Origin of the sequence: Saccharopolyspora gloriosae (assembly GCF_014203325.1) — a bacterium.
Lineage (GTDB): Bacteria > Actinomycetota > Actinomycetes > Mycobacteriales > Pseudonocardiaceae > Saccharopolyspora_C > Saccharopolyspora_C gloriosae.
On sequence record NZ_JACHIV010000001.1, the window covers coordinates 1,019,944 to 1,032,383 of the forward strand.

Annotated in this window: 11 protein-coding genes; 6 read left to right on the top strand and 5 right to left on the bottom strand. The window is 72.6% G+C overall.

Annotation, left to right across the window (positions count from 1 at the left end; genetic code table 11):
- Positions 1-115: 115 nt before the first annotated feature.
- Positions 116-3,337 (top strand): translation initiation factor IF-2 N-terminal domain-containing protein, encoded by a 3,222-nt coding sequence (locus tag BJ969_RS04815; protein WP_184477664.1) that lies wholly within the window; start codon positions 116-118, stop codon positions 3,335-3,337.
- A gap of 313 nt (positions 3,338-3,650) precedes the next feature.
- On the opposite strand, the gene BJ969_RS30010 is transcribed toward BJ969_RS04815, so the two are convergent.
- Positions 3,651-3,989: a hypothetical protein gene (locus tag BJ969_RS30010; RefSeq protein ID WP_246456680.1), complete on the bottom strand. Its 339-nt coding sequence runs from the start codon at positions 3,987-3,989 to the stop codon at positions 3,651-3,653.
- Between the two features lie 219 nt (positions 3,990-4,208).
- Between BJ969_RS30010 and BJ969_RS30015 the strand changes: the two genes are divergently transcribed.
- A complete protein-coding gene (locus BJ969_RS30015) occupies positions 4,209-4,391 on the top strand; it encodes a hypothetical protein (protein WP_246456681.1) in 183 nt (60 codons plus the stop codon).
- Here BJ969_RS30015 and BJ969_RS04825 read toward each other — a convergent pair.
- The 4 genes from BJ969_RS04825 to BJ969_RS04840 all read right to left on the bottom strand — a co-directional run bounded on the left by BJ969_RS04825 (position 4,348) and on the right by BJ969_RS04840 (position 8,666).
- Positions 4,348-5,091 carry a DUF6597 domain-containing transcriptional factor gene (locus BJ969_RS04825; RefSeq protein WP_184477665.1) on the bottom strand — a complete coding sequence of 248 codons (744 nt, stop codon included), beginning with the start codon at positions 5,089-5,091 and terminating at the stop codon, positions 4,348-4,350. The genes BJ969_RS30015 and BJ969_RS04825 overlap by 44 nt on opposite strands.
- Before the next feature lie 63 nt (positions 5,092-5,154).
- A complete protein-coding gene (locus BJ969_RS04830; RefSeq protein WP_184477666.1) occupies positions 5,155-5,874 on the bottom strand; it encodes an ASCH domain-containing protein in 720 nt (239 codons plus the stop codon).
- Between the two features lie 84 nt (positions 5,875-5,958).
- A complete protein-coding gene (locus tag BJ969_RS04835; protein ID WP_184477667.1) occupies positions 5,959-6,930 on the bottom strand; it encodes a glycosyltransferase family 2 protein in 972 nt (323 codons plus the stop codon).
- A complete protein-coding gene (locus BJ969_RS04840) occupies positions 6,927-8,666 on the bottom strand; it encodes a DUF2339 domain-containing protein (protein WP_343071230.1) in 1,740 nt (579 codons plus the stop codon). Before BJ969_RS04840 ends, BJ969_RS04835 begins: the two co-directional genes overlap by 4 nt.
- 456 nt (positions 8,667-9,122) lie before the next feature.
- On the opposite strand from BJ969_RS04840, the gene rplU reads away from it, so the two are divergent.
- The 4 genes from rplU (at position 9,123) to proB (ending at position 12,428) form a co-directional block, all read left to right on the top strand.
- Complete coding sequence (rplU, locus tag BJ969_RS04845) at positions 9,123-9,431, top strand: 50S ribosomal protein L21 (protein ID WP_184477668.1); 309 nt, start codon at positions 9,123-9,125, stop codon at positions 9,429-9,431.
- Positions 9,432-9,445: 14 nt separating this feature from the next.
- On the top strand, positions 9,446-9,706 hold the full coding sequence (rpmA, locus tag BJ969_RS04850; protein WP_184477669.1) for a 50S ribosomal protein L27: 261 nt from the start codon (positions 9,446-9,448) through the stop codon (positions 9,704-9,706).
- A 113-nt stretch (positions 9,707-9,819) separates the two neighbouring features.
- Entirely contained in the window at positions 9,820-11,307 is a 1,488-nt protein-coding gene (gene obgE / locus BJ969_RS04855; protein ID WP_184484806.1) for a GTPase ObgE, read from the top strand.
- A complete protein-coding gene (gene proB / locus BJ969_RS04860; protein WP_184477670.1) occupies positions 11,304-12,428 on the top strand; it encodes a glutamate 5-kinase in 1,125 nt (374 codons plus the stop codon). The genes obgE and proB overlap by 4 nt, the downstream gene beginning before the upstream one ends.
- Positions 12,429-12,440 lie beyond the last annotated feature (12 nt).

Here is a 12,440-nt window from a genome sequence, read left to right on the forward strand (position 1 = left end):
GCCGGGACGGAGGGGACCAACAGAATTGCCGTCGCCCACGGGCGACGGAGACCGCAGAACGCACATGCTCCTGTGCGGCCGCGTCCACGGACGCGCCCGGGGGCGGAGGAGTTGAATGTCGAACAGGGAAACGCCCGCTGGGAACACCAGCGGGCCATCGTCCACATCCACGCAGGAAAGCGGCTCGGGCACTTTCGAGTTGCCCGCCAAGCTGCGGGTGCACGCGCTGGCGAAGTTGCTGGGGGCGAGCAGCAGGGAGGTCATCACCACCCTGGACGCGCTCGGCGAACCGGTGCGCAGCGCCCAATCCAACATCACGCGCGAGGTCGCGCTGCAGGTGGTGCAGGGCCTGCGCCCGGAGCAGATCGCCGACGGCGAACCGGCTGACTCGGACGCGGCGGCGCCGCAGGCCGAGCGGCCCGAGCCCGCCGCGGCCGAACCCGCCGCCGAGCCCGAACGCCGGGAGAGCGCCGAGATCGCCGGGCTGAACCCGGTGTTCGCGGCTCCGCAGGCGATGTTCCTCGCCCCGGAGCCCGTCGCCGCCCGCCCGGCGCCCGCCGCGGCGAAGCCCGCCGTCGAGCAGCCCGCCGAGGCGCCGGCCGAGCAGCAGCACGACACCGGCTCGGAAGCCGCCGACGCCGACGAGTCCTCCGACGCCGACACCGACGGTGACGACGACGACCAGGGCGGCAGGCGCCGCCGCCGCCGCGGCCGTCGTGGCCGGGGCCGCGGCAAGGGCGGCGACGGCGACCAGTCCGACTCCGGCGACGAGCAGGACGACGAAGGCGGTCGCGACAGCGCCGACAAGCAGGGCAAGCAGGACAAGCCCGGCAAGCAGTCCCGCAAGGAGGCGCGCAAGGAAGCCGGTCGCAAGGGCTCCGGCGACGACTCCGCCGAGACCACCGACGGCAACCAGGACGCGAAGCCCGCCGACGCGCCCGCCGGCGACTCCGACGGGGATTCCGGCGACGACGGCAACCGCCGTCGCCGCCGTCGCCGTCGCCGCAAGGGCTCCGGGGACGACGACGGCCAGAACCGGGACGACGACCCGCCGAACACCGTCGTGCACGTCCGCGAAGAGCGCCAGGACAACGGTCGCCAGGAGAGCAGCGACGACGAGGTCCGCGCGATCAAGGGCTCCACCCGGCTGGAGGCCAAGCGCCAGCGCCGCCGGGACGGCCGCGAAGCCGGTCGCCGCCGCGCGCCGGTGCTGTCCGAGTCGGAGTTCTTGGCCCGCCGCGAGTCGGTGGACCGCCGCATGGTGGTGCGCGAGAACGGCGACCAGACGCAGATCGCAGTGCTCGAGGACAACGTCCTCGTCGAGAACTTCGTGACCGCCTCCGGTTCCGGTTCGCTCGTCGGCAACGTGTACCTCGGCCGCGTGCAGAACGTGCTGCCCAGCATGGAGGCCGCGTTCGTCGACATCGGCCGCGGCCGCAACGCCGTGCTCTACGCCGGTGAGGTCGACTGGGACGCCGCTGGGCTCGCGGGCAAGGCGCGCCGCATCGAGCAGGCGCTGTCCACCGGTGACAGCGTGCTCGTGCAGGTCACCAAGGACCCCGTCGGGCACAAGGGCGCGCGGCTGACCACGCAGATCAGCCTGCCGGGCCGGTTCCTGGTGTACGTGCCGGGCGGCGGCGCCACCGGCATCAGCCGGAAGCTGCCGGACAACGAGCGCAAGCGGCTCAAGGAGATCCTCAAGCGGATCGTCCCGGACAACGCGGGCGTGATCATCCGCACCGCGTCCGAGGGCACCTCCGAAGAGGCATTGGACCGCGACGTGCGCCGCCTGCAGGCGCAGTGGGAGATCATCAAGGAGAAGGCGGACACGCCGAAGGCCCAGGCCCCGCAGCTGCTCTACGAAGAGCCGGATCTGCTGATCAAGGTCGTGCGGGACCTGTTCACCGAGGACTTCTCGTCGCTGGTCGTCCAGGGCGGCGACGCCTGGGACACCATCGAGGCCTACGTGCAGCACGTGGCGCCGGACCTGATGAGCAGGCTCACCAGGCACGTCGGCAAGAACGACGTGTTCACCGAGCAGCGGATCAGCGAGCAGATCGCCAAGGCGCTGGACCGCAAGGTGTGGCTGCCCTCCGGCGGTTACCTGGTGATCGACCGCACCGAGGCGATGACCGTCATCGACGTCAACACCGGCAAGTTCACCGGGTCGGGCGGCAACCTCGAGGAGACGGTCACCCGGAACAACCTGGAAGCGGCCGAGGAGATCGTGCGCCAGCTGCGGCTGCGCGACATCGGCGGCATCATCGTGATCGACTTCATCGACATGGTGCTGGAGTCGAACCGGGACCTGGTGCTGCGTCGCCTCACCGAGTGCCTCGGGCGGGACCGCACCCGGCACCAGGTGGCCGAGGTGACCTCGCTCGGGCTGGTGCAGATGACGCGCAAGCGGGTCGGCACCGGTTTGCTGGAGGCCTACAGCAGCACCTGCGAGCACTGCCGCGGCCGGGGCCTGCTGGTCTCGACGGACCCGGTCGTGCACCAGCACGGCCAGGGCGGCGGCAACTCCGGTTCCGGCAACGGCGGCGGTGGTGGTGGCGGTTCGCGCCGGAACCGCAACCGCGGCAAGCAGGAGACGGCCGAGTCGGACGGCTCGCAGCACGCCGAGCGCAACGGCGTCGTGCAGGACCAGGCGGCGAAGGACTCGCAGTCGGGCAAGCAGGACTCGGAGAAGTCGGACTCCGGCAAGCAAGAGTCCGCGAAGCAGGACGCTGGCAAGCAGGAGCCCGGTAAGCAGGACTCCGCGAAGCAGGACGCTGGCAAGCAGGACTCCGGTAAGCAGGAGTCGGGCAAGCAGGACTCCGCGAAGCAGGACTCCGGTAAGCAGGACGCTGGCAAGCCGCAGGAATCCGGCAAGCAGGACGCCGACAAGCGCGGCTCCGGCAAGCCGGAGCGGGAGGCTCAGCCGTCCGTTCCCGCTGCGGAGCCCGCGGACCGCGCTGCGGAGCCGCAACCGGCCGCTCCCGCGAAGCCCGAGACCACGCCCGCTCCGCAGTCGGCACCCGTGCAGCCCGCGGCGTCCGCGGAGCCGGACTCCGGCGCCACGACCGGCGAGACCAACGGCCGCTCCCGGCGGCGCAAGGTCAGCCGCCCGGCCGGTAGCGCGGGCACCCCGGTGGAACCGGTGGTGATGACGGTGGCGGAGAAGCCGAGCGAGCCCGCGACGAACGGGGTTCCGGAGGTGCCCGCTTCGGCGACCGCCTCGGTCACCCGGCGTCCGCGCCGTCGTGCCGCGTCGCGTCCCGCGGGTCCGCCGCCGGACGAGGCCGCCCCCGGCAACGTCGAGGACGCCACCGCAGGAGCGAACTCCGAGAGCTGAGCACCACCCACACCGCGGGCGGGCCGGGTAATTCCCCGGCCCGCCCGCGGTCGTTTCGGCCGGGTGACCGGAACCGCCCGCCTCCGCGTCCCGGCGGCCGATTCGTTCAAGACAGGTGGCCACGACCGGTTTAGCGTCCGGGTATGACTGATGGCGCAACGGACACACATCGGCTCGCGGCGGCGGAGCGGTTCATCTGGCTGACGGCCCGAGTGCTGGAGCAGCGCCGCTTCGAGTACCTGTTCGGCGCGGGCACCGCGGAGCGGGTGGCGGCGGCGCTGGAGCCCTACCGCTGCTCCGACGGCGGCTTCGGCTACGCCCTGGACCCGGACATGCGGGGGCCGGTGAGCCAGCCGCTCGGCGCGCACGCCGCGCTGAGCGTGCTCGGCGAGATCGGCCGCTGCACCCCGGAGCACGCCGCGGGCATCGTCGACCAGCTGGTCTCCATCACCGGCGCGGACGGTGGCGTGCCCGTCGTCGACCCGTCGCTGCGCGACCACCCGCACCCGCCGTTCATGCCGATCGACGACGAGCCGTCGAGCGAGCTGCTCTCCACCGCGCTGCTCGCGGGCGAACTGCACCGGCACTCCTTCGACCACCCCTGGCTGCCGGGCGCGACCGAGTTCTGCTGGCGGCGGATCGACGCGCTCACCGAGACGCACCCGTACGAGGCGCACGCCGCGGTCGCGTTCCTCGACCACGTGCCGGACCGCGACCGCGCCGTCGCGGCGGCGGCCCGGCTCGGCGAGCTGGTGCGGGAGCAGCGCATCGTGGCGCTCGACCCGGAGAACCCCGATCGGTCCCGCCTGATGCCGGGTTACGCGCCCGGCGAGTGGCACTTCGCGCACGACTACGCGCCGCACCCGAGCCTGTGGCGCGCTCGTGGTTCTCCGACGAGGAGATCGCGGCGAGCCTCGACGCGCTGGCGGCGGCGCAGCTGGAGGACGGCGGCTGGCAGATCCGCTGGCGCCGGTGGGCGCCCGGCACCGAGCTGGAAGCCCGCCCGCGGGTCACGATCGACGCGCTGCGCACCCTGCGCGCGTACGGCCGCTGAGCAGTTCGGCTGCGGTGAGCCCGGACAACCGCCGCACCTGCCTGCTCAGGTGGGCTTGGTCGGCGTACCCGGCGGTGGCGGCGAGCTCCGCGAGGTGGGCGGCGTCGAGGGAACGGGCGCGCTGGAACCGGAGCACGTTCACCAGGGTGCTCGGCCCGTAGCCGACGGCCGCGGTGAACCGCCGCCGGAGTTGCCGGACGGAAAGGCCGAGGTGTTCGGACAGCGCCGCCGCGCTCGGTGGTCGGGGAGCGCCGAGCAGCCGCACCGCCTCCGCGACGGCCGCGTCGTGCCGGTACTCGGGCAGCAGCGCGCGGGCGAGGTCCACCAGCAGGGCGGAGGCTTCGGCCGGCCGCGCGCTCGTCGCGAGCCGGTCCAGCACCGGCCGAGCTCGCGGGCCCCACAGCTCGCCGAGCTCGACCTGCCGGTCGCGGAGTTCAGCGGCGGGCACGTCGCCGAGCAGCAGCCGCGCCGTGCCGGGACGCATCCGGAGCCCGGCGACACCGCCCGGAGCCAGCGGCACGAGCCGTGGCCCGGTGTCGGGTCCGGCCATCTCCAGCACGCCGTCGCGCCAGATCAGGTCGAGGCAGCCGTCGGGCAGGACGCGCTGCACGTGGCCCTGGGCGGACACTTCCTGCACCCAGCCGCAGCTGACCGCGTCGCGCAGGCCCACCGGAACCGGTTGCTCGACGTAGGTGGACACGCCCTCATGCTGCCCCAGGCGTTTCCCGCACCGGACCTCGACCTGGTCGCCAGGAGCGGTTGCTCACCCGGTCGTTTCGAACCGCACGAGGTCGAGTTCCGTGGACTCGGCCAGGCCCGGGTAGTGCGCGTCGAGCGCCGCGCGCAGCTCGGCCAGGTCGGCGAAGCCGTCGAGCACGGCGTCCTGATCGGTGAGCTCGGCGGCGGTCCTGCGCTCGACCGCGGTGACCTCGGCCGCCACCGTGGTCGCCGAGCCGTCGTCGTGCTCGAAGACCAGCCGGATCGGCCCGGGGGAGACGGGGTCGTGCACCCGGACCGTGCTGCGCTTGGTGCCGTCGCGGACCGCGTCCAGGTAGCCGTGCCACAGGTGCAGCGCGGTCGGCGGGGCATCCGGCCGGTAGTCCTGGTAGTCGTACGGGAAGGGGAGGAGATCGGTGATCGGCACCGATTCCAGCCCGTTCTTGCCGCGGATGATCGCCCGCGCGTCCGGGTAGTAGTCGAACAGCTGCTGCCTGCACCGGCCGCAGGGCGGGATGACCCGCATGCCGCGTGCCAGCACCGCGACGATCGTCGTCAGCGGTGCCGCGCCGGAAGCCGCGGCCTGCCCGATCACCACCGGTTCCGCGCACGGGCCTCCGGTGAAGTGCGAGACGTTCATCCCCGTGAACACCGCGCCCGTCGCGTCGTAGGCGGCGGCCGAGACCTGGTGGTTCTCGTTCAGCGTGGCGCCGTCGAGCACCGCCGTCGCCCGCCGCACCAGTTCGAGCTCCTGATCGGTCAGCATGGTCCGGATACTAGGTCGATCGCGGAGGGCTGTCCGCTCGTTTTCCGGTGCGCGGCGGGGAATCGGCGGACGGCGTCGAGCCGATCAGGCCGCGGAGCGCACGGCCGTCGTGCTGTCCGCGACGAGGTCGGTGACGTCCTCATCGCGCCCGGTGCGGTGCAGCACGAGCTCGGCGAGCAGCCCGGTGGAGATCATCTGAACCGAGAAGATCTCCAGCAGGATGCCCAGGGTCAGCAGCGGCCGGGTGCCGATCGAGTTCTCGGTGAACACCCACACCCCGGTCAGGTACAGCAGGATCAGCGTGCCGAGCGAGCCCGCGACCACGCCCAGCCCGCCGAACAGGTGCGCGGGCCGCCGCCCGTAGCGGGTCAGCGCCACCACCGTCAGCAGGTCCAGCGCGCCGCGCACGTAGCGCTCCAGCCCGTACTTCGACGTGCCGTGCTCGCGCGCCCGGTGGTGCACCGGCAGCTCCCGCACCCGGTACCCCAGCTGGTGGGCCAGCGCCGGGATGTAGCGGTGCAGCTCGCCGTACAGCGGCACCCGCCGGTACACCTCGGTCCGGGCCGCCTTGAGCCCGCAGTTGTGGTCGGACAACCGCAGGCCGGTGATCACGCCGGTCATCCAGTTGAAGAACTTCGACGGCAACCGCTTGCCCAGCGGATCCTTGCGCTGCGCCTTGTGCCCGCTGACCAGGTCGGCTCCCGCGTCGAGCTCGGCGAGCAGCCGCGGCACCTCCGCCGGGTCGTCCTGCAGGTCCGCGTCGAGGGTGACCAGCAGCCGCCCGCGCACCTCGGCCACCCCGGCGGCCAGCGCGGCGGCCTTGCCGAAGTTGCGCCGCAGCCGCAGCCCCCGCACCCGCGGATCCACCGCGGCGTGCTCGGTGATGACGCGCCAGCTGTCGTCGGTGCTGCCGTCGTCGACGACCAGCAGTTCCCAGCAGCGCGGCTGGGCGTCCATCGCCGCGGTGATCTCGGCGAACAGCTTCGGCAGGCTCTCGCCCTCGTTCTTCGCCGGGGCCAGCAACGACACCTCGACGTCCGCAGTGCGGTCGCTCATGACGCCACCTTCGGGTTCTCGGTGAGGGGACGGGCCCACCAGCCGTCCGGGAAGCGGAACGCGACGCGCAGCGGACCGGTGGTCGCCGCCGGGGCCACCGCGCGGTAGCCGAGGCCGATCTCGATGCCGACGGTCTGGCTCTCGGCGTCGGACCGCGGGATGTCCACGACACCACCGCCGACGACCTCGCCGTTCTGGTCCAGCACCGCGACGCACTCGGCCCGTTCGATGCCGGAGATCGCCCAGCCCTTGAGCATCCGCGCGCCGCCCTGGATCTGGTCGGTCTCCACGTTGAGGATCACGTCCCACCCGGCCGGGCGGGGTTCGCGGTAGCTGCCGACGCTCGGCACCCGCCAGCCGGAGGTGTCCACCCGCGCGCCGATCTCGGTGCCGTCGCCGCAGCCCAGGGTGAACTCGTCGGAGAACGGGTAGTGCCCCAGCGCTCGCATCCGCGGCAGCAACCGGTCGGGGGAGGGGAAGCGATCGGTGAACGCGTCGGTGGCGCCGACCTTCGCGGCGACCGCGAGCAACTGCTGGTTCGGCGCGTCCTCGCGCACGGTCTGCGCCATCGGGGCGCCCAGCGCCACGGTGCTCAGGACGGTCGTGAACACCGCCACCGACCGCACCGCGGGCCAGCGGGCCCACGCCACGGTGATCACGAGCACCGCGATCCACAGCGCGGCGGTCATGCTGTTGTAGCGGCTCTGCAGGCCGGCGGACTCGCCGAACGCCGCTCGCGAACCGGAGATCATCACCGCGCAGCCGACGGCGTACACGGCCAGGCCCCACCAGGGAGCGCTCGCCGAGCGGTGTTCGGGGCGCAGGCACCCCGGCAGGTGCACGGCCAGCAGCGCCAGCCCGGCGACCCCGGCGACCAGCGCCAGCGAGGGCTCGGTGCCCGTCCACACCATGCCGAGCATGCTCAGCCCGGCCAGCAGCGCCTGCGCCGGGTCATCGGTCGGGGAGGCGCCCCCGCCGCCCTGCGGGCCGCGCAGCACCAGCCAGGTCGCGACCACGACCACTCCGACGATCATCGGAGTGGCGACGCGCGCCCGCCGTTCGCCGCGCAACCACGCCACCAGCGACAACGCCGGCCACACCGCGAACGAGGTGCCGTAGCTGATCGAGGCCAGCAGCCCCAGCACCACCGCGATCGACAGCCGCCCCCGCTGCATCGCCAGCAGCGCGCCGAGCACCAGCAGCATCGCCAGGATCCACGAGGCGCCGCTCATCGAGCGCACGAAGTTGTGGATGCCGTGCGGGTTGAACACCAGCGTCGAGGTCGCCACCACCAGCGCCGCGCGCTGCCAGCGGCCGAGCGAAGCGGGCAGCATCGCCCACACCAGCAGCACGCAGCCCACGCCGAAGGCCAGCACCACCAGCCCCAGCGGATGGTTCAGGCCGTGCCCGAACCGGGCGCTGAGCCAGAACAGCAGGCTCGGCAGCACGAACGGGTGCTCGTTGCGGAACCCGAACAGCGCCTCCGGGCGCAGCGAGCCGTCCTCGCCGGTGATGTCCAGCAGGACCCACCAGTAGTCGTAGAAGTGCAGCTGAGGTGAGCGCAGCACTTCCCGGAGCATCATCAACGGCGGTACCAGGGCCGACAGCAGCAGCAGCCGAGGGCCGAGCGGTCCTGCGCGGAGCCGCTGTGAGCGGTCGCGCGGCAGGTCGTCGAGGTCCCCGGACGATGCGTGCTCGTCCCGCCCCGAAATGGACTCGGATGCGATCTCGGTCACGCGCTTTTCCCCATGTCACGGTCGAACGGCGACTCACCGTAGCAAGCGGCGTGCGCGGGTTCGGGCGTTTGTCGGGACATCGCCGGTGACGGTGTTCACCCGCGCTTTCCGGCTGGTGCGCGGCCCTCCGGAGGAGCCGCGAGGCGCCGATGCCCACCCGGTTCTCCGGTGCCGCGGCGGTGTGGAATAAGCTGCCGTCCTGCCCGCTCCCGGCGGCTCGGACCCCTAGCGGCCGGGTGCCATCGGGCGGTCTGTATGCTGTGTGAGCACTTCTCGCCGCCGGACGGGCGGAGAGGCAAAACGCCTGTGGAACCCGGTGTGCCCCTCGTGGGGACGAGGGTCGCGACACAGGAACCCCCCGAAGCCCGGCCTGGCCGGGTGGTAGGAACTCCGGCTCGCCGGAGAGGGCGTCAACGGGTGAACCAAGCGAACCGAGTAGCAGGAGACTTCCGACTCATGTACGCGATCGTCAAGACCGGCGGCAAGCAGTACAAAGTGGCGGTCGGGGACGTCGTCGAGGTCGAGAAGCTCGAAGGCGACGCCGGCACCGAGGTCACCTTCCCGGCTGTTCTGGTCGTCGACGGCACCGACGTCACCGCCGACGCCAACGCACTGGCGAAGGTCTCGGTGACCGGGAAGCTGGTCGAGCAGACCAAGGGCCCCAAGATCCGCATCCACAAGTTCAAGAACAAGACCGGATACCAGAAGCGCCAGGGTCACCGTCAGAAGTTGACCCGCGTTGAGGTCACCGGCATCACCAAGTGAGGACCTGAGTAGTCATGGCACATAAGAAGGGCGCATCCAGCTCTCGTAACGGCCGCGACTCGAACGCTCAGTATCTGGGCGTGAAGCGCTACGGCGGCCAGGTCGTCAAGGCCGGCGAGATCCTGCTTCGGCAGCGCGGCACGAAGTTCCACCCCGGCCTGAACGTGGGCCGCGGCAAGGACGACACGCTGTTCGCTCTCTCGGCCGGTGAGGTCGAGTTCGGCAGCAAGCGCGGTCGCAAGACCGTGAACATCGTGCCGGCCGAGGTCGTCTGACCCGGCTCTCGGCACAGCACTTCCCGACGAGGGGCGGGTCCGGTTCGCAAACCGGTCCCGCCCCTCGTTCGCGTTCGCGCTCGCGGACGCTGTGATGTCAGCACTTTCTTTACCTGGAGGGACTCGTGTCGCGGTTCGTTGACCGCGTGACCATCCACATCGCCGCGGGCGATGGGGGCAATGGCTGCGCCTCGGTCCACCGGGAGAAGTTCAAGCCGCTCGGCGGCCCCGACGGCGGCAACGGCGGCCGCGGCGGTGACGTGCGGCTCGTCGTGGATTCGGGCGTGCACACGCTGCTCGACTTCCACCACCGGCCGCACGCCGCCGCGGCCAACGGCAAACCGGGCAAGGGCGGGCACCGCAACGGCGCGATCGGCGAGGACCTGATCCTGCCGGTGCCGGACGGGACCGTCGTGCTCACCGAGGACGGCGAGGTGCTGGCGGACCTGATCGGCCCCGGCACCACGTTCGTCGCCGCCGAAGGCGGCCGGGGCGGGCTCGGCAACGCCGCGCTGGCCTCGAAGGCCCGCAAGGCGCCCGGTTTCGCGTTGCTCGGGGAGCCGGGTGACCAGCTCGACCTGGTGCTGGAGCTGAAGTCCGTCGCCGACGCAGGCCTGCTCGGATTCCCCTCGGCGGGCAAGTCGTCGCTGATCTCGGTCGTGTCCGCCGCGAAGCCGAAGATCGCGGACTACCCGTTCACCACGCTGGCGCCGAACCTCGGTGTGGTCACCGCGGGCGAGACGGTGTTCACCTTGGCCGACGTGCCCGGTCTGATCCCCGGAGCGAGCGAAGGCCGCGGGCTGGGCCTGGACTTCCTGCGCCACATCGAGCGGTGCGCGGTGCTGGTGCACGTCGTGGACTGCGCGACGATGGAGCCGGGACGCGATCCGCTGTCCGACGTGGACGCGTTGGAATCGGAACTGGCCCGCTACACGCCCGCGCTGCAGGGCGAGCACGGCGACCTCGGCGAACGCCCGCGGCTGGTGGTGCTGAACAAGGTCGACGTGCCGGAGGCGCGCGAGCTCGCCGACCTGATCCGGCCCGACCTGGAAGCCCGCGGACTGCGCGTGTTCGAGGTCTCCGCGGCCAGCCACGAAGGCCTCCGCGAGCTCACCTTCGCGCTGGCCGAGGAGGTCGAGCGCTACCGGGCGTCGCTGCCCGAACCCGAACCGGCGCGGGTCGTGGTGCGCCCGCACGCCATCGGCGACTCCGGGTTCACCATCGAGACCGACCCGGAGGACGACGCCGCGTTCGTCGTGCGCGGCGAGAAGCCGGAGCGGTGGGTGCGCCAGACCCAGTTCGACAACGACGAGGCGGTGGGCTTCCTCGCCGACCGGCTCGCGAAGCTCGGGGTGGAGGAAGCGCTGGGCCGCGCCGGTGCGGAGCCGGGCAGTCAGGTCACCATCGGCAGCGTGACCTTCGATTGGGAGCCGTCCACCCCGGCCGGTGTCGCCGCGATGCTCAGCGGGCGCGGCACCGACAACCGCTTGGACTCGACCGACCGCGTGGGCGCCTCCGAGCGCAAGGCGGCGAAGAAGGCGCGCCGTTCGCACCTCGACGAGCAGGGCGGCTACATCGGCGGTGACGAGGAGGACGAATGACCGACGCGGTGGAGCTGTCGCCGACCCGCAAGTCGATCGCGGCGGCGCACCGCCTCGTCGTCAAAGTCGGTTCGTCCTCGCTGACCACGTCGAAGGGCGCGCTGGACCAGGCGCGGCTCGCCGCGCTGGTGGACGCCGTCGCAGCCCGCGTCGACGCGGGCTGCCAGGTCGTCGTGGTGTCCTCCGGTGCCATCGCGGCCGGGATCGCGCCGCTGGGACTGCGCCGCAGGCCGCGTGACCTCGCCACGAAGCAGGCCGCGGCCAGCGTGGGGCAGCAGGCGTTGGCGCACGCCTACGCCGAGTCCTTCGCCCGCTACCGCCGCACCGTCGGGCAGGTGCTGCTCACCGCCGACGACGTGGTGCGGCGGGCGCACTACCGCAACGCGCAGCGCACGCTGAACCGCCTGCTCACGCTGGGTGTGGTGCCGGTGGTCAACGAGAACGACACGGTCGCCACCGCGGAGATCAGGTTCGGGGACAACGACCGGCTCGCCGCGCTCGTCTCGCACCTCGTCGGCGCGGACGCGCTGCTGCTGCTGTCCGATGTGGACGCCCTCTACGACGGTGATCCGCGCGGTGGGGGTGCGTCGGTGATCCGCGAGGTCACCGGTGCGGGCGACCTCGACGGCGTGGACGCGAGCGGAGCGGGGTCGGGGGTCGGCACCGGCGGCATGGCCTCCAAGGTCGAGGCCGCCCGGGTGGCGTGCACCGCGGGCATCCCGGTGCTGCTGACCTCCGCCGCGCAGGCCGGGCGGGCGCTCGGCGACGCCGACGTGGGCACCGCGTTCGCGGCCACCGGCACCCGGCTCTCGGCCCGCCGGTTCTGGCTCGCGCACGCCGCGGGCGCCCGCGGCCGGTTGTGGCTGGACGACGGGGCGGTCGCGGCCGTGGTCCGGCGGCGGCGTTCGCTGCTGGCGGCCGGGATCACCTCGGTCGAAGGCACCTTCGACGGCGGCGACGTCGTCGAACTGCTCGATCCGTCCGGGATCGTGGTGGCACGTGGTGTGGTCGCCTACGACGCGGGTGAGCTGCCCGACCTCATCGGCCGCTCCAGCCACGAACTGCCCGCGGAGCAGCGCCGCGAGGTCGTCCACGCCGACGACCTGGTCGCACTGCGCTGACGGCGTTCGCGC

Coding starts and splice junctions, on each gene's coding strand:
- BJ969_RS04815 (WP_184477664.1), top strand. CDS start 116: ATGTCGAACAGGGAAACGCCCGCTGGGAACACCAGCGGGCCATCGTCC.
- BJ969_RS04830 (WP_184477666.1), bottom strand. CDS start 5,874: ATGCTGACCGATCAGGAGCTCGAACTGGTGCGGCGGGCGACGGCGGTG.
- BJ969_RS04835 (WP_184477667.1), bottom strand. CDS start 6,930: ATGAGCGACCGCACTGCGGACGTCGAGGTGTCGTTGCTGGCCCCGGCG.
- rplU (WP_184477668.1), top strand. CDS start 9,123: ATGTACGCGATCGTCAAGACCGGCGGCAAGCAGTACAAAGTGGCGGTC.
- rpmA (WP_184477669.1), top strand. CDS start 9,446: ATGGCACATAAGAAGGGCGCATCCAGCTCTCGTAACGGCCGCGACTCG.
- proB (WP_184477670.1), top strand. CDS start 11,304: ATGACCGACGCGGTGGAGCTGTCGCCGACCCGCAAGTCGATCGCGGCG.